Origin of the sequence: Curtobacterium sp. JUb34 (assembly GCF_003755065.1) — a bacterium.
Classification (GTDB): Bacteria; Actinomycetota; Actinomycetes; order Actinomycetales; family Microbacteriaceae; genus Curtobacterium.
On record NZ_RJVH01000002.1, the window covers coordinates 946,641 to 963,118 of the forward strand.

Sequence of the window (16,478 nt, forward strand, 5' to 3'; positions counted from 1 at the left end):
GCCCGAGACTCGGCCCGCCGACCGCCCGCGCGCGGAGCCGCCGCAGGGTGCACCATGGGCGGGTGACGACGACGACACGCACGCTCTTCCGACGGAAGCCCATCGAGACGATCGATGACGACACCGGAGCCGAGGGTGGCCTGAAACGGCACCTCGGCCTCTGGCAGCTCACCGCGATCGGCATCGGCGGCATCATCGGCGCGGGGATCTTCACCCTCGCCGGCACCGTGGCCAACGGCGTCGCCGGTCCCGCGGTCCTCATCAGCTTCCTGGTCGCCGGCGTCGCGAGTGCCGCCGCAGCACTGTCGTACGCCGAGTTCGCCGGCCTGATCCCGAAGGCCGGCAGTGCGTACACGTACGGCTACGCGGTCCTCGGCGAGATCGTCGGGTGGTTCATCGGGTGGGACCTGCTGCTCGAGTACACCGCGATCGTGGCGGTGGTCGCGATCGGCATCTCGGGGTACGTCGGCTTCCTGGTGGGCCAGTTCGGCATCGACCTGCCCGCCTGGATGCTCGGCGCGCCCGGCACCGGCGACGGCCACGTGATCGACGTCTTCGCGATCATCCTGTGCCTCGTCACCGCGTTCGTGCTCACCCGCGGCATCCGCAGCGCCGCCCGCTTCGAGTTCGTGGCCGTCGGCATCAAGGTGGCGCTCGTCGTGCTCATCGTCGTGCTCGGGGTGTTCCACATCAACAGCGCGAACTACTCCCCCTACTTCCCGTTCGGCTTCGGCGGCGTGATGACCGGTGCCGCGACGGTGTTCTTCGCGGTGTTCGGCTACGACGCCATGTCGACCGCGGCCGAGGAGTCGACCGACGCCCGCAAGCACATGCCGAAGGCGATCCTGCTGTCGCTCGGCATCTCGATGGTCCTGTACGTGCTGGCGACCCTCGTGCTGACCGGTATGCAGAAGTACACCGACATCGACCCGGCCTCGGGCTTCTCGTCGGCGTTCGCCTCGGTCGGGCTCGGCGGGGTCGCGAACGTCATCGCGATCGGCGCCATCGTCGGCATCGTCACGGTGCTCGTCACCTTCATGCTCGGCGCCAGTCGCGTCTGGTTCTCGATGAGCCGCGACGGCCTCATGCCGAAGTGGTTCGCGAAGACCGACCCGAAACGCCACGTCCCGACCCGCGTGACCTGGATCCTCGGCATCGCGTCGGCGATCCTCGCGGGCGTCCTGCCGATCGGCGTCGTGGCCGAGCTCACGAACATCGGCATCCTGCTCGCGTTCGTGGTGGTCTGCTCCGCCGTGATCGTGCTCCGCTACCGGCAGCCCGACCTCGACCGCCAGTTCAAGCTGCCGTTCATGCCGGTCATCCCGATCATCGGCGTCATCGCGTCGCTGTGGCTCGTGACGTTCCTGCAGTGGGAGACGTGGGTGCGGTTCGCGATCTGGTTCGCGATCGGCCTGGGCGTGTACTTCGGGTACTCGCGGAAGCACAGCAAGCTCGCGGTTCCAGCCGATCGAGAGCGGTGACGATCACGGATCGGCTCGCTGCTCGTGCCAGTGGAGGGAGCAACATCGTTGCCTTCGCGGAAAGGCACCTCCCCCGCACAAGGAAAGGCGCCTCTCCTGGACCAGGAGAGGCGCCTCCCTTCTCGGCCGATCTGACGGGCCGCGGGACGGGAACCGGGGCTAGCTGATGCGGCGGTAGCCGGAGATGAACTGCCGCCCCTGCTTGTCCTTGATCTCCTTGATGCCCTGCGCACGCAGGAAGCCGAGCATCTGCGTGTCCGGCACACCCCAGTAGGTGTGCTGGCCGTGGTCGATGACGATGTACTCGTCGGGGCCGCCGGGCGTTGCGTTCGGGACGTGGGTGAGCCGGATCATGGTGCCTTCTTCGTCGTCGTCGGTGGAGTCGTCGTCGCCTGTGGGCGAACCAGGGTTGAGCGGTGCGTTCGTGAATGACGGGGCTGGGTCGATCGGGGTGCCGTTCTGGCGGAGTTCGAGGTGCAGGTGGGGACCCGTGGAGTTCCCCGTGCTCCCGACCTTGCCGATGAACGTCCCGAGCGACACTCGCTGACCGACTGCGGCGTTCATCGTGCCGTCGGCCATGTGCCCGTACCGTGTGCGCCAGCCGTCGCCGTGGTCGATCTCGACGAGGTTCCCGTACCCGCCCGAGAATGCAGCGACGGTGATCGTCCCCGAGGCGACGGCGAAGATCGGCGTCAGGTTGGGCGCCGCGATGTCCAGCCCCTGGTGGTTGGTCGAGCCGTCATGGCCAGGTGAAGGCCTCGAGCCGAAGCCCGATGAGATGTTGTGGCGCGCCGTGAACGGGTACCGCCATGCCGGTGCGGCGTACGCCGCAGTGGATCTCCAGAGCGGTCCCACGGCGAGCAGGGCTGCCCCTGCTCCACCTGCCGCCAGGAGCGAGCGCCTTCGGAGCAGAGCCTGCCCGTCGGCGCGTTGTTGAATTTTCCCCATGAACTGAACCTGGCAGAGCACACAGTCTTCGTCAAGGGTTCCGGTGTGTCGCTCGGGCTCGACCAGAGGGCGTCAGCGGCAGGAGTGACCCGCTCAGCGCCGCAACGTCTCCCGCGGGTACTCCCCGAACCGGGCCGCGTACGCCGCAGCGAACCGGCCCAGGTGCGCGAAGCCCCACCGCCGCGCGACGTCGGCGACCGAGGTCGTCGACGGGTCGAGCGTGCGCAGCTCCTCGCGCACGCGCCCCAGCCGGACCTCGCGCAGGTAGGTCATCGGTGAGCGCTCGAACGCCCGCTGGAACGACTCCTGGATCCCCCGGACACTCAGGCCGGCGGCCTGGGCGACGTCGGAGACCGTCAGGGGTTCGTGCGCGTGTGCCTGGACGTACTCGACCGCGGCGCGCAGACGTCCGTCGCTCCGTGTGCTGTAGCCCGCGGGGAACCGCTCGGCCTGCAGCGGGTACATCCGGAGCAGTGCCCGCGCGACGTCGCGCTGCGCCTCGTGCCAGGCGAGCGAGCCGTCGCCGTGCTCACGGAGGGCGCGCAGGGCCCCGGCGACCGAGGTCCGCCACTGCGCGACCGCCTCGGCGCCGGGTTCGGTCAAGCGGTCGAAGGTCATGGAGCCGTCGACCAGGTGGCGTTCGGCGGCGACGTCGAGCACCAGGTCGCGGCGCAGGTGCACCAGGCGCTGGTCCCAGTCCTGGTACTCCATCTCGAACCGCCGCTCGACGGGGAACAGGGTCGGCACACCGGGGCGCATCCGGACCTCGTCGCCGCCGACGTCGACCCGGGCCTCGCCGCGCTCGAGCCACTGCACGACGACCTCGCCCTCGGTGGCGACGTCACCGCGCAGGTACCCGTGCATCTGCGAGCGCCGGATGCTCAGGTGCTCGTCACCGACGCCGACGTACTTGAACCAGTAGTCCTGGTCGAGCGCTCGCGAGTACCAGGCCTTCCCCGCGTACATGCCGGCGAGGGAGGCGATGGCGGAGTCGGTGTCCCGACCACCGACCGCGACGAGCGAGCGTGCCGCGCCGGACGTGCTCGGGGTGGGCGTGCTCGGAGTGGGCGTCGACGTCTCGGTGTCGGTCATGCGGGCGCCTCCTCCACGGAACAGCACCGCGGGCATCAGCGGTGCCCCTACACGCTACGGACCAGCGGGCCGGCGAGTGCGTTCGTTGCGCTCCGCGGCCTAGCGTCCGCTCCAGCGTACCCAGCCCTGCACCTGCGCCGCGGCGCTCTCGAGCGACGAGTGCGCCCCGGCGATCGAGTTGTCGGGCGAACCGACGGTGAACTGGTCCGTCCGGGTGACGTCGCAGACGACCTCGGAGCCCAGCCACACGTTCCAGTGGTCTGCAGAATCGTGCACCCACCGCAAGCGGTCCGGCATGAGCGTGTCCAATCGAGTGGAGAGCGGCGAGCAGTCGTCGCCCGTCCACGCAGACGGTAGCCCCGTCCGATGTGTGCCGTTCGGGTGCGCTACGACAGGGGCTCGTAGTCCATGACCTGGCCGTCGTCGGTGCACACGGTCGAGGTCGCGCCGGAGTCGTCGATGACGGTGTACTTCGGCGACCACCAGGTCGGGGTGAGTGCGTCGTCCTTCGGGAACGTCCCGACGATCGTGTCCCCCGAAGTCTCGGGTTCACCGTCGATCGGGTCGACGGCGTTCGATCCCTGCGGCATGACGCCGTACGTGGTGCCGGTGACGGTGTCGTACTGGATGTACAGGTCGACGCCGCCCTGCATCTCGTCGTTGCCGAGCTGCACCTCGTAGGTGGTGCGGTTGTCGTCCGGGTCGACGGGGACACCCGTCCACTCGATGCGGTAGGCGTCGGCGGTCTCCTCGAGCGTCACGCTGCCGCGGCCGGTGACGAGGTCGCAGGCTGCGGTCCCCGGCGTCGTCGCCGCGGTGGTCTCGGTCGGTGTCGGTCCCGCGTCACCGGACCCGTCCGTCCCTCCGGAGGCGCACCCCGCGAGCGCAGTGGTCACGAGCGCCGCTCCCGCGAGCAGCATGCCGATCCGTCGGTTCATCCCCATGGTCTTCCCCCTGTCGTGGTGCGCCGCTCCGGCGCGGTTCCACCGTAGCAACGGACGTCGGTGGCACCTGGCACGATTGACCCGTGCCAGCAGCCCCGATGATCGACGCCGTCGACGTCATCCGCTTCGTCGGGCCGCAGACCTTCGGTCGCGCGCGCGACGTCGTCCGCGCGGGCCTGGTCGACGACGCCGTCTGGAACGCTGACGACGGCACCGTCACGGCGACCGTCTCCGGCACCGCCGACGACCCCTACGCGTGCCGCATCGACATGACCGTGGCCCGCGGCGACTTCATCCGGCCGGTCCGCAGCACGTGCAGCTGTCCCCTCGGCGGCGACTGCAAGCACGTCGCCGCTGCGCTGCTCACCATCAACGCCCGCGCCCTGGCCGCGAACGCCGGCCCGCGGCCGGAAGCGCCGGCTCCGCCGCCCTCGGACTGGAGGCACGACCTCGCCCGCCTCGCCGGTGACGACGCGCAGGCGGTCACCCCGCAGAGCACCCGCATGGGTCTGCAGTTCGAGTTGCGTGACGCGGTCCCCGCTGCGCTCGCAGCCCGGGCCCGGGCCGCCGGGCGCGCCCTGCCGGCGCCGTCCCGCAGCGTGCGGCTCGGGGTCCGGCCGGTGACCCGGAGCGACGCCGGCAACTGGGTGCGCGGGCAGCTCACCTGGGGCACGCTCCCCTACTCGCAGAACCGCCTGGGCCTCGGCGCCGAGCAGCACGGGTGGTTCATGCAGCTCGCGGCCCTGCACCGCGCCGGTCAGCTCGCGGGGCTGCCCGGCGAGAGCGACTGGCTCCACCTCGACGACTTCCGCAGTCCGCTGCTGTGGCCGTTGCTCCGGCAGGCGTCGGGGCTCGGCATCGCCTTCGTGACCGGCAAGCGCGAGGGCGGGGCGATCCTCGGCGAGCAGGCGCAGGTGCTGCTCGACGTCGCCCGGCACGACGACGCCGTGGTGATCGGTGCGAGCGCGGTGCTCGACGGCCGCCCGGTCGTCCACGGTGCAGCGCGGATGGTCGGCGACCACGGTGTGTACGTGTTCCGCGAGAGCCCCGAGTTCACGGTCGGACTCGCACCGACCCCGGCGCCCGTGCCCGAGGACCAACGCCGCATGCTCCTCGAGGGCACCCGCATCACGGTGCCGACGGCAGAGGTCGACGAGTTCCTGGCCGACTGGTCCCCCCGACTGCGCGGTGCCCTCGGACTCGTCAGTTCCGACGGGTCGGTCGAGCTGCCCGAGCGCACGCCGCCCGAACTCGTGCTCACGGCGACGTTCGAGCCGGCCCGCGCGCCCCGCACCGACGACAGGGTGCACCTGCACTGGCGCTGGCACGTCGACGGCCGCAAGGACCCGGTCTCGCTGCACGGGCCGCTCCCCGACCTGTCCGGGCTGCGCGCCGCGGACGATCCCGCCAGCGCCGCAGACGATCCGGCCACTCCCGACGACCCGACCACGGCGGTGGACCCGGCCACGTCGACGGCGCCGGCCGACGATGCGACGGCAGCTGAGCCTCCCGTCCGCCCTGCCGGCCCCGGTGGCCGACTGGACTGGTTCCAGGACGGCACCGTCGACGGAGCCGACGTCGCGGTGTTCGCGAACGAGTTCCTGCCCGAGCTGCCGACGCTCGGCGTCCGGACCGTCGTGCAGGGCGAGCGGCTCGACTACGAGCGGCTGAGCGGGCGGCCGCACATCCGCGTCACGACGATGCCGTCGGACAAGCACGACTGGTTCGACCTCGGGATCATCGTCAGTGTCAACGGCAAGCAGATCCCGTTCACGCCGCTGCTCACCGCACTCGCGGGTCGGCAGCGGCGGCTCAAGCTCGTCGACAACTCCTACCTGTCGCTCGCCGACCCCGCGTTCGACCGGCTCAAGGAACTCATCGACGAGGCCCGCGACCTCGACGAGTGGGAGCCCGACCAGCCGATCCAGGTGACGCCGCTGCAGGCCGGGCTGTGGACCGAGTTCGACCTGCTCGCCGACGAGACCTCGCACGACGAACGCTGGCAGGAGATCACCGCGGGGCTGATGGGGGCGACTCCCCCGGGCGACGTCCCCGTGCCGGACACCGTGCACGCCGAACTGCGGCCGTACCAGCACGCCGGGTACGCCTGGCTGTCGTTCCTGGCGTCGCACGGCATCGGCGGGGTGCTGGCCGACGACATGGGCCTCGGCAAGACCCTGCAGGTGCTCGCGATGGTCGCCGCCCGCCGTGCGGCAGACCCCGAGGCGCCGCCGTTCCTCGTCGTCGCGCCCACCTCGGTCGTCGGCAACTGGGTGGCCGAGGCCGCGAAGTTCACGCCGTCACTACGGGTGTCCGCCGTCACCTCGACGTCGCTGAAGGACCCCGGGCTCGTCGCCCGCACCGCGTCGCAGGCCGACGTCGTCGTCACCTCGTACGCGCTGCTCCGGCTCGACTCCCCGGCGTGGACCGACCTGCCGTGGTCGGCGCTCGTGCTCGACGAGGCGCAGTTCGTGAAGAACCCGCAGTCGCAGACCCACCGGGTGGCGTCCGACCTGCAGGCACCGGTGAAGTTCGCGATCACCGGCACCCCGCTCGAGAACGGCCTGACCGACCTGTGGGCGCTGTTCCACATCGTCGCGCCCGGACTGCTGTCCACGTGGACCCGGTTCGGCGACGACTACGTGAAGCCGCTCGCCTCGCCCGACCTGCGGGGTGAGGCCCGTCAGCAACTGACCGCGAAACTCCGGCGTCGGATCCGGCCGCTCATGCTCCGCCGGACGAAGCAGGCCGTCGCCGCCGACCTGCCACCGAAGCAGGAGCAGGTCGTCCGCGTCACGCTCGACCCCGCGCACCGCGAACTGTACGAGCGCACGCTCAACCGCGAGCGGCTCAAGGTCCTCGACCTCATCGACGACCTGTCGAAGAACCGGATGATCGTGTTCCGGTCGCTGACGCTGCTGCGGATGCTCGCGCTGTCGCCCGCGCTGGTGTCGAACGGTTCGGGCATGGCGGATCCGGCCGTCACGTCGCCGTCGACGCCGATCCCCTCCGCCAAGCTCGACCTGCTGCTCGACGAGCTCGAACAGCTCGCCGCCGAGGGCCGCCGTGCCCTGGTGTTCAGCCAGTTCACGTCGTTCCTGCGGATGGTGTCGGACGCCCTCGACGAGCGAGGTGTCGGCTACGAGTACCTCGACGGGTCGACCCGCAAGCGCCCGGAGGTCATCGAGCGCTTCCGGCAGGGCACCGCCCCCGCGTTCCTCATCTCGCTCAAAGCCGGCGGCTTCGGGCTCACCCTGACCGAGGCGGACACCGTGTTCGTCCTCGACCCGTGGTGGAACCCCGCCGCCGAGTCGCAGGCCGTCGACCGCACCCACCGCATCGGGCAGACCCGGTCGGTCAGCGTGCAGCGCTTCATCGCCGAGGACACCATCGAGGAGAAGGTCCTCGCCCTCGCCGCGCGCAAGGCCGAACTGTTCGCCACGATGATCGACGACGACGCACTGTTCGCCGAGGACCTGACGGCCGACGACATCCGCTCGCTGCTCGCCTGACGCGCCGGAGCGATCAGGCGAGCGCGAGCGCGAGCGCGGGTGTCAGCGTGCGAGCGCGTCGATCGCCGTGACCTCGTCCACCGAGAGCTCGATGCGGGCGCCGGCGGCGTTCGACCGGATGCGCTCCGGGTTCGACGACTTCGGGATGACGACGAAGCCGTGCGCGACGTGCCACGCGACGATGACCTGGGCGCTGTCGGCGTCGTGTGCGGTCGCGATGTCGAGCAGCGTCGGGTCCTGCAGGTTGCTCGCCTTGAAGGGGCTGTAGCCCTCGAGGACGACCCCGCGTTCGGCCAGCCCGTCCGCGATCGTCCGGTCGTACTCGACCGGGCTCCACTTGATCTGGTTCACGGCGGGGGTGGTGCCGGTCGCGGTGACGAGTTCGTCGATCTGGTCGAGCGAGTAGTTGCTCACGCCCACGGCTCGGGTCAGTCCGTCGGACTGGGCCTGGACGACCTGCTCCCACACGTCCGGGCGGGCCTCGCCGTTCGGCGGCCAGTGCACGAGCCAGAGGTCCAGGTGGTCGAGGCCCAGCTGGTCGAGGCTCTCCTCGATGGTCTCGCGCACGCGGTCGGCGTTGTCCGGCGGCAGCTTCGTCGTCACGAACACGTCGTCGCGGGCCAGGCCGGACTCGGCGAGGGCCGTGCCGACGCCGCGCTGGTTGCTGTAGCCGGTGGCGGTGTCGATGTGGCGGTACCCGGCCGCCAGTGCTTCGCCGACGGCGGCGGGGGCCTCGCCGTCGGGGATCTGCCAGGTGCCGAAGCCCAGGAGCGGCATCGACCCACCGGTGACGGACACGGACGGATTCGCGTAATCGGTCATGCCCCCGTGTCTACGCCGTCGGCGTCCGCCCGTTCGGAGCGTGGCCTCCGCGGCGGTGTCCGAGGTCTCCGGCATGATCGTCGAGGCCACCCGGCCCGCACCACCGCACCACCGCACCACGCAGGAGCCCCACCCGCATGACGTCCCGCCGACGCCGCCGTACCCGCATCAGCCTCACCTCCGTCCTCGTCGTCCTCGCCCTCGCGGTCGGTGGCTACGCGCTCGACGCCACCGGCGTCCTCGGTCCGGACGCCGACGCGGCTGCCGGGCCCACGGCAGTCGCCACGGCCACCGTCGGCACGGACAGCGGCGCACCGGAGCCGAGCCGCGCCTCCAGTCCGACCGTCAGCTCGTCGACCGACACCGACGCTGCGGACGCCCGCGCGCTCCTCGCCACGCTGCCCGTCAAGGGCAAGGCCGCCGGCACCGGGTACGACCGCACCGGTGCGTTCGGCAGCGCGTGGATCGACGTCGACCACAACGGCTGCGACACCCGGAACGACGTGCTCGCGCGCGATCTCAGCAGCATCGTTCGCCAGGGTCCGTGCAAGGTGATGACCGGCACGCTCGTGTCGCCGTACACGGGGGCGACGATCGAGTTCGTGCGCGGGAACACGACCTCGACCCTCGTGCAGATCGACCACGTCGTCGCGCTCGAGAACGCTTGGCGCACCGGCGCGCAGCAGCTCAGCCAGTCGGAGCGGGAGGCCCTGGCGAACGACCCGTCGAACCTGTTCGCCGTCGACGGCCGGTCGAACTCCCAGAAGCGCTCGGGGGACGCCGCGACCTGGCTGCCCGCGAACACGGCCTTCCGCTGCACCTACATCGAGCACCAGGTCACGGTGAAGGCGAAGTACCGCCTGTGGGTGGCTCCGGCAGAGCGGGCCGCGATGGTTCGGGGGCTGGACGCCTGCTGACGTCGGGCGGGCTGGCGCCGCTGGGTGTCGGCCTGGAGGCCCGGCGCACCTCCGCCCCGCGTGGCAGGCTGCGGACATGGCTGAGCCACTCACGGTCCCGCAGGCGTTCGCGCTCCTCCAGATCGAGCCCGACGGCCGGAAGTCCCTCGACGGGCAGACGCTGGACACCGGTCTCGCGGGCGCGGTCCTCGCCGACCTCGCGCTCCGCGGTGCGGTGTCGCTGCAGAACGGCCTGGTCGCCGTCGTCGACGGCGCCGCCACTGGCGACCCGGTGCTCGACGGCGTCGTCGGCTCGATCGCGGCGCCCGGTGCACCGCGCAAGGCGAAGTGGTGGGTGAGCCGGCTCGGCAAGCAGCAGCTCCGCGACGACGTCGTCGCCGGACTCGTCGAGCGAGGGATCATCAGCGTCGAGCAGGGCAAGGTGCTCGGGCTCTTCCCCACCACGAAGCACCCGGAGCGCGACGGAGCCCCGGAGGCACTGCTGCGATCCGGCATCGCGGACGTCCTGGCTCGGCGGGCGGGCCCGACGCCGTTCTCCGCTGCGGTCATCGGGCTGCTCGACGCGACGAACACGCTGCGCAAGCAGTTCGGCGCCGTCGACAAGGACCTGGTGAAGGAGATCACCTCGGGCACCTGGGCCAGCCCCGCGGTCAAGGCCGTGCTCGAGGAGATCCAGGCCGCGGCGATGATCGCCATCATGGCGGCGACCACCGCGACGACGACCACGATCGTCACGAGCTGAGGCCGGTGGCGCGATCGGCCCTGGTCGCCATGTAAAACAACAGGTGTAGTCTAGACGTCTCGATGCAGATGCATCGATCGGACTCGCTGCCCCACTGCGGACCCCGAGCCCTTCACCGTCGAAGACCTCAGGAGGCCTCCCCCATGCCCGAAACCAACTCCGTCACGTCCCGCTTCGCCGACCGCGTCGTCCTCATCACCGGCGGCGGCTCCGGCCTCGGCCGCGCCACCGCCGTCCGCCTGGCCGCCGAGGGCGCCGCACTCTCCCTCGTCGACGTCTCCGAGCAGGGTCTCGTTGCCACGAAGGCCGCCGTGCTCGAGGCCACCCCGGACGCACAGGTCCTGGCGACCGTCGCCGACGTGTCCGACGAGGCCCAGGTCGACGCGTACGTCACCGCCACCACCGAGCGCTTCGGCCGCATCGACGGCTTCTTCAACAACGCCGGCATCGAGGGCAAGCAGAACCCCACGGAGTCCTTCACCGCCGCCGAGTTCGACAAGGTCGTGTCGATCAACCTGCGTGGCGTGTTCCTCGGGCTCGAGAAGGTGCTCAAGGTCATGCGTGAGCAGGGCTCCGGCATGGTCGTGAACACCGCGAGCGTCGGCGGCATCCGCGGCATCGGCAACCAGTCCGGGTACGCCGCCGCCAAGCACGGCGTCGTCGGCCTGACCCGCAACTCCGCCGTCGAGTACGGCCGCTACGGCATCCGCATCAACGCCATCGCCCCCGGCGCCATCTGGACGCCCATGGTCGAGAACTCGATGAAGCAGCTCGACGCGGAGAACCCCCGCAAGGCCGCCGAGGAGTTCATCCAGGTCAACCCCACCAAGCGCTACGGCGAAGCCCCCGAGATCGCTGCCGTCGTCGCCTTCCTGCTGTCCGACGACGCGTCCTACGTCAACGCGACGGTCGTCCCGATCGACGGTGGGCAGTCGGCCGCGTACTGAGCAGCTCCGTGACAGCATGGCTGGCGTGAGCACCGATGAGACCAACGGATCAGCCTTCGGCCGCGGCGTCGACAAAGCCCCGCCGACCGCGGCCGCCGAACTCCGCCGCCGGATGGCAGCCTCGCCAGCGGGCTTCCTGCGGAGCGCGGCATGGGTCCCTTGGAAGCCGGCGGGCGGCCCGGAGGCCGGCAGCGTCGCCCACGTCATGATCCGTGACAAGCCGTTCGTGCCCGTCTTCACCGACCCGGACGAACTCGCCGCCGGTCTGCCCGACGCCGAGGGCCGTCCGGTTCCGATGTCCGAGCTCGTGACCGCGCTGCCCGAGGAGTTCGGCATCGTGGTCGACCCCACCAGCGCGGCCGAGGCGAACTTCCTGCACGCGGACGTCCTCGCCGAGATGCGGGCGCAGATGCAGAGCGGCGTCCCGACCAGCGACGACTGACTCGCGCGGCGTGCGGCACGACACACCGCTGCCACACGGTGGGCGCTTGAATGGTCATACCAATCAAGCGCCGAAGACCCGCAATGGTACCGGTCGGCCTTCGCTCCACCGGATCTTCCCGTCCACCCAGTTCTGGGGATCGCTCATGTCGGCCGAGGCGGCCAGGATTGGTCCGTCGTACTGAGCGGACGGGGGAACGACGATGCCGTTGGGCGGAACAGGACCACGAGACTGGTCCCCTCCGGAGTACTCGTCGGCGCCCCATCGACATGGCAATCGACGACTGCCGGTGCTCCACGCCCCCTCGCCGCTGCTGAACTCGACGCCACGCAGGCGCACGAAGCCCTGGGCATTCGCAACGCTCTCCATGCTGCTCGGAGCCGGCAGCGTCGTCATCGCGCTCGTCGAACCCCAGGAGTCGGGGACGCAAACGGGGTTCATCGTCTCGACCATCGGCATCTCGGCGATCGTCTTCGGCGTGCAGGCCGTCAAGACCGCACGCTGGGGCTCGGCAGCTGCTCGGGGGTTCGGTCGCGGAGGGGCGATCCTCGGCAGCGTCGGAACCGCGCTCATGGCGTACGCGGTTGTCGGATCTGCGTTGGTCGGTACCGGGGTCCACCTCCCGGCGCTCTCGCTCCCCCTGGGCAGCCGGAGCACCTCCAACGAGACGGCGGTGCTTCCCGAACGCCAGCCCGCCGCCGCCCCGGTGGAGACCGCCGCACCGGCAGGAGTGCCCGCAGTGCCACCGGCAGCGACGAGTGTCGAGACCGAACGGTCGGCCCTCGTGCAGAGTGCCGGAACGCTCGCCTTCGTCATGAAGCAGTCGTTCGGGGCGGGTCCGTACCCGCCGTCGCTTTCCGTGGGGATGACCGCTCCGGAGCGGATCATGTTGCCCGACGGCACCGGGCTCGCCGCCGTTCCGGACGGCGCCCGAGTGCTCTACTCCGTCGCGCCGGACGGTTCCGCGTGGTCCGTCACGATCATCGGCGCCGAGTTCGGTGCCGTGGCGACCTACAGCTCGACGGTTGGCACGGTCGAATCAGGCTGACGCCCGACGATCAGCCGCGCGGGTCGACGAGCTCGATGAAGCGGGACAGCAGGGACAGCCCCGCGATCGACGGCGGCAGGCCCGTGGTCAGCGCAGGCGAGTGCACGAGGTACGCCGCCCACTTCGCCCGCGAGATCGCCACGTTCAACCGGTTCGGCATGAGCAGGAAGTCGAGGCCGCGCGGGATGTCGGCCGCACTCGATGCCGCCAGGGACACGATCGACACCACGGCCTCGCGGCCCTGGAACAGGTCGACCGTGCCGACCTGGGTGCCGGTGAAGCCAGCGCGGTCGAGCTCCTGCCGGATCAGTGCCCCCTGCGCGTTGTACGGAGCGACGACGATGACGTCCTCGTCGGTCAGAGAGCGGGTCTCGGAACCGTCGGTCCACGTGCGGCCGACGACGTCGGAGACGAGTGCGACGACCCGTGCAGCCTCTTCAGCAGAGGACGTCGTGTTGCCCGCGTGCACGACCGGCACGGGGTGCACCCCGGCGCCGATGCCGTCGAGGTGCCGACCGGAGACCATCGACGCGAGCTGCCCGTCGTAGGACAACGCCGACACGGACTCGGTGAGCGCCGGCTCCATGCGGCGGGTGCGGGCCAGGAAGTAGCCGAACTCCGGCGGCAGGACGTGCTCGCCGTCCGCCAGCCAGCCGAGCGCGGACTCGTCGACGGGCTCCGGGTGCGAGCCCTGGGACACCTGCGGCAGCTGTTGCGGGTCCCCGAGCAGCAGGAGTCGGGTCGCGGCGATCGAGGACGCGATGGTCGGAGCGAGGGAGAACTGCCCGGCCTCGTCGACGACGAGCAGGTCGAGGGAACGGCGCTCGATCGTCGACGCGTTCGCGAACGTCCACGCGGTACCGCCGACCACGCCGCCGGTGCCCGAGGCCTCGCACGATGACAGGAACGCGGCGACGGCGGCACCGTTCTTCACGGGCGTCCAGGCTGCAGCGTCGAGTTCATCCTCGGTCGCACCGGACTTCGGCACCTTCACGACCCGGTCCGCAGGCACGCCAGCGTTCACGACCGAGGACAGGAAGTTCTCCGACGTCGCGTGGGACTGCCCGACGACCCCGACGCGCCAGCCGTACTCGCGGACGAGCCGCGCGACGACGTTCGACCCGACGTAGGTCTTGCCCGTGCCGGGAGGCCCCTGGATCGCCAGGTACGAGTGGTCGAGGCCGAGCAGCGTCGACACCACGGCGGACACCGTGTCGTCGCCCTGCACGGGCACGATCGCACCGCGCGGCGGCACCCGGCGCAGCAGGTCGAAGGCCGGGTCCGCCACCATCGAGGGCAGCTCGTCGAGGACCTGCTGCCCCCACTCGGCGATCGCCTCGGGCTGCGGCTTCGCGCGGGGCGGTGCGGACGGCGCGAGCGCGACCGGGAACTCGTGGTGCGGCTCCGCTCCGACGGGCAGCCCTTCCTTCACCAGCACCTCGACCGCATCGCCGTCGTCCCACACGTCCACGATCACGGCGCGAGATGACGTGCCCTTCGACCCGGGGCCCGGAGACACGAGCGACGGCGGGAGTGGGTCGTCGTAGACGAGGTGGGGCGTGCCTCCCGGCCGGAGCCGCGAACCGGGCGCGAGCGTCCCCGACAACCGGAGTTCCCGCGACTGCGAGCGGGCACGCGGCAGCGTGTCCCAGTCCCGCTCGACGGACGCACGCTCCACGACGAGCACGTCGCGGGTGTCGGCCCAGTCGTCGACCGGGTTGCGCAGGCGGTCGAAGTGGTCCTGCCAGAAGGTCTTCGCCTCGCGCCGGTGGTAGTCGATCGCCGCTGCGGCGAGCGCCAACGCGGTCTCGTCCGGCGTGCGATCGAGGGCGTCGACGCCCTCGAGGTGCGACGCGAGTGCGACGTACACCGGGTTCGGCTCGCGCTCGACGGGGATCGGCGGGAGCTCGAGTTCGAGCGCGGGGTCGGCTGCGTCCGGGTCGTCGGTGCGCAGCGACCGGAGCCAATCGCGCAGGCGCAGGGTCGAGCGGCAGTCGTAGGCGTTGTAGTCGGCGACCTCGTCGAGCATGTGCTGGCCGGCGGCGGGGTCGCCGTTCCGGAGCTCCTCGATCGCGTCGACGTAGGCGGTGATGCTGTCGGCGGCGTTCGTGACGTCGCTCTCGCGCAGGTCGTCGCCCATGTAGAGCGGCTCGAGCTTCTTGATCGAGTAGCTGTGGCTCCCCACGACCAGGGCCTTGCGGACGATCGGGTACAGGTCGACCAGGACCCCGGCGCGCAGCAGGTCGTCGACGGCCTCTTCACCGACGCTGTGCCGGGCGGCGAGCGACAGCAGGTGCGTCCGCTCGTAGGCCGCGTAGTGGTAGATGTGCATGCCCGGGTACTGCTGCCGCCGGGCTTCGATGAACGCGAGGAACTGCTCCATCGCAACTCGCTCGTCGCGGATCGTGTGCGCCCAGAACGCGGTGAACTCCGCGCGGTCGTCGACCAGGCCGAACAGGTAGTCGAGGCCCCAGTGCACGCCGTCCTCGGTGTGCAGCGGGTCGCCCTCGAAGTCGAAGAACACGTCGCCGGCGTCCGGTGCCGGGATCGCGTCGAGCGCGCGAGCATCGAGGACCTCGAAGCGCGGCTTGACGGGTTGGTCCGGCCCGTCGGCGCCCTTCCGTCGGGCGTCTTCCGACTCGATCTGGAGGCTCGCCTGCCGCACCAGACGATCCTGCGTCGCGCGGGACAAGCCCGGCACTGCCCGGGTGCGGACCGCCAGGTCGTCGATCGTCCGCACCTCGTGCTTGATGAGCTTCGCCCGCTGATCCAGGCGCATGCCCGCGACAAGGACGAGGTCGCGGTGCTCGGCCACCTGGGTCGAGCAGACGTCGCAGCGGCCGCACGACGAGTACCGCGGGTCACCCCACTGCAGCGGCTCGTCGGCGGCGATGCGCTCGGCGATGACACGCTGCAGCTCGGCGCGCTGCGTGCGGTACACCGGCGCGATGTCGGCGAGGTCGTGCGTGGTCGTCGTGCGGTCGCCGAGCACCAGGTGCACCTGCTGCCCGGTCGGGATGCCGTGCGCCTGCATCTGCTCGGCGTAGGCGGCGAGCTGGAGCAGGGCGCTGATCTTGGCGTGCCGGGCGAGCTTGGTGTCGTAGACCTCGTACTCGCCCTGGTCGTTGCGGATGATGAAGTCCGCGAAGCCGATGAAGCCCGGGCCGTCCGCCGTGGGTGCCGCGTGGAACGTCGGCTGGTACAGGACGTCGGCGCCGTCGGCGAAGGCCTGTCGCGCTTCGGCTGCGGCGCGTGCGTAGTCCGGCGGGGCGGGGCGGTCGAACTCGACGACGTCGCGGGTCTGCTTGAGGATGCCGAGGTAGTCGAGCTCGTGCTGGTCCCCAAGCCGGGCGGTGCGCTCGAGCATGTCGTCGTGCGCCTCGGGCAGGGCTTCCCCGCGGCCGAGCTTGACGTCGAGCCGGCGCAGGAACGCCCACTCGCAGGCCAACCATGTGCTGAGGTCACTCGGGCTGAGCAGCACGTGCCCGTCGACGCCGATCTGCATGCGTTCCCCCGTCTCTCTGGTGCCCTGCGAGCCTAGGGCCGCCCGCCGACACCGGCGCCGCGCGCGGTCAGACGGCAG

13 protein-coding genes are annotated in these 16,478 nt (G+C 71.1%); 7 read left to right on the forward strand and 6 right to left on the reverse strand.

The features are described 5' to 3' along the window. Positions 1–62: 62 nt before the first annotated feature. On the forward strand, positions 63–1,481 hold the full coding sequence (locus EDF63_RS10925) for an amino acid permease (protein WP_123313015.1): 1,419 nt from the start codon (positions 63–65) through the stop codon (positions 1,479–1,481). 159 nt (positions 1,482–1,640) lie between these two features. Here the strand turns inward: EDF63_RS10925 and EDF63_RS10930 are convergent, their stop codons facing one another. The 4 genes from EDF63_RS10930 to EDF63_RS10945 all read right to left on the reverse strand — a co-directional run bounded on the left by EDF63_RS10930 (position 1,641) and on the right by EDF63_RS10945 (position 4,465). Then, positions 1,641–2,336: a M23 family metallopeptidase gene (locus EDF63_RS10930; protein ID WP_185021379.1), complete on the reverse strand. Its 696-nt coding sequence runs from the start codon at positions 2,334–2,336 to the stop codon at positions 1,641–1,643. Between the two features lie 186 nt (positions 2,337–2,522). Next, positions 2,523–3,521: a helix-turn-helix domain-containing protein gene (locus tag EDF63_RS10935; RefSeq protein ID WP_185021380.1), complete on the reverse strand. Its 999-nt coding sequence runs from the start codon at positions 3,519–3,521 to the stop codon at positions 2,523–2,525. Positions 3,522–3,620: 99 nt separating this feature from the next. Continuing rightward, positions 3,621–3,797 carry a hypothetical protein gene (locus EDF63_RS18695; protein WP_185021381.1) on the reverse strand — a complete coding sequence of 59 codons (177 nt, stop codon included), beginning with the start codon at positions 3,795–3,797 and terminating at the stop codon, positions 3,621–3,623. Between the two features lie 110 nt (positions 3,798–3,907). Continuing rightward, positions 3,908–4,465: a hypothetical protein gene (locus EDF63_RS10945; protein ID WP_123313018.1), complete on the reverse strand. Its 558-nt coding sequence runs from the start codon at positions 4,463–4,465 to the stop codon at positions 3,908–3,910. Positions 4,466–4,548: 83 nt separating this feature from the next. Between EDF63_RS10945 and EDF63_RS10950 the strand changes: the two genes are divergently transcribed. Beyond that, the gene (locus tag EDF63_RS10950) at positions 4,549–7,977 is read left to right on the forward strand and encodes a DEAD/DEAH box helicase (protein WP_148061767.1); all 3,429 of its coding nucleotides are present in this window, start codon (positions 4,549–4,551) and stop codon (positions 7,975–7,977) included. 42 nt (positions 7,978–8,019) lie between these two features. Here the strand turns inward: EDF63_RS10950 and EDF63_RS10955 are convergent, their stop codons facing one another. After that, positions 8,020–8,799: an aldo/keto reductase gene (locus EDF63_RS10955; RefSeq protein WP_123313020.1), complete on the reverse strand. Its 780-nt coding sequence runs from the start codon at positions 8,797–8,799 to the stop codon at positions 8,020–8,022. Positions 8,800–8,936: 137 nt separating this feature from the next. Here EDF63_RS10955 and EDF63_RS10960 point away from each other — a divergent pair, with 137 nt between their 5' ends. The 5 genes from EDF63_RS10960 (at position 8,937) to EDF63_RS10980 (ending at position 12,895) form a co-directional block, all read left to right on the forward strand. Next, on the forward strand, positions 8,937–9,716 hold the full coding sequence (locus tag EDF63_RS10960) for an HNH endonuclease family protein (protein WP_123313021.1): 780 nt from the start codon (positions 8,937–8,939) through the stop codon (positions 9,714–9,716). A gap of 76 nt (positions 9,717–9,792) precedes the next feature. Then, entirely contained in the window at positions 9,793–10,458 is a 666-nt protein-coding gene (locus EDF63_RS10965) for a GPP34 family phosphoprotein (protein ID WP_123313022.1), read from the forward strand. A gap of 143 nt (positions 10,459–10,601) precedes the next feature. Next, a complete protein-coding gene (locus EDF63_RS10970; protein ID WP_123313023.1) occupies positions 10,602–11,405 on the forward strand; it encodes an SDR family oxidoreductase in 804 nt (267 codons plus the stop codon). Between the two features lie 25 nt (positions 11,406–11,430). Then, positions 11,431–11,847 (forward strand): SseB family protein, encoded by a 417-nt coding sequence (locus tag EDF63_RS10975; protein WP_185021382.1) that lies wholly within the window; start codon positions 11,431–11,433, stop codon positions 11,845–11,847. 367 nt (positions 11,848–12,214) lie between these two features. Then, the gene (locus tag EDF63_RS10980) at positions 12,215–12,895 is read left to right on the forward strand and encodes a hypothetical protein (RefSeq protein WP_123313025.1); all 681 of its coding nucleotides are present in this window, start codon (positions 12,215–12,217) and stop codon (positions 12,893–12,895) included. A gap of 10 nt (positions 12,896–12,905) precedes the next feature. Here the strand turns inward: EDF63_RS10980 and EDF63_RS10985 are convergent, their stop codons facing one another. Continuing rightward, positions 12,906–16,400, reverse strand: coding sequence for a TM0106 family RecB-like putative nuclease (locus EDF63_RS10985; protein ID WP_123313026.1), 3,495 nt, complete (start codon positions 16,398–16,400; stop codon positions 12,906–12,908). Positions 16,401–16,478: the final 78 nt, after the last annotated feature.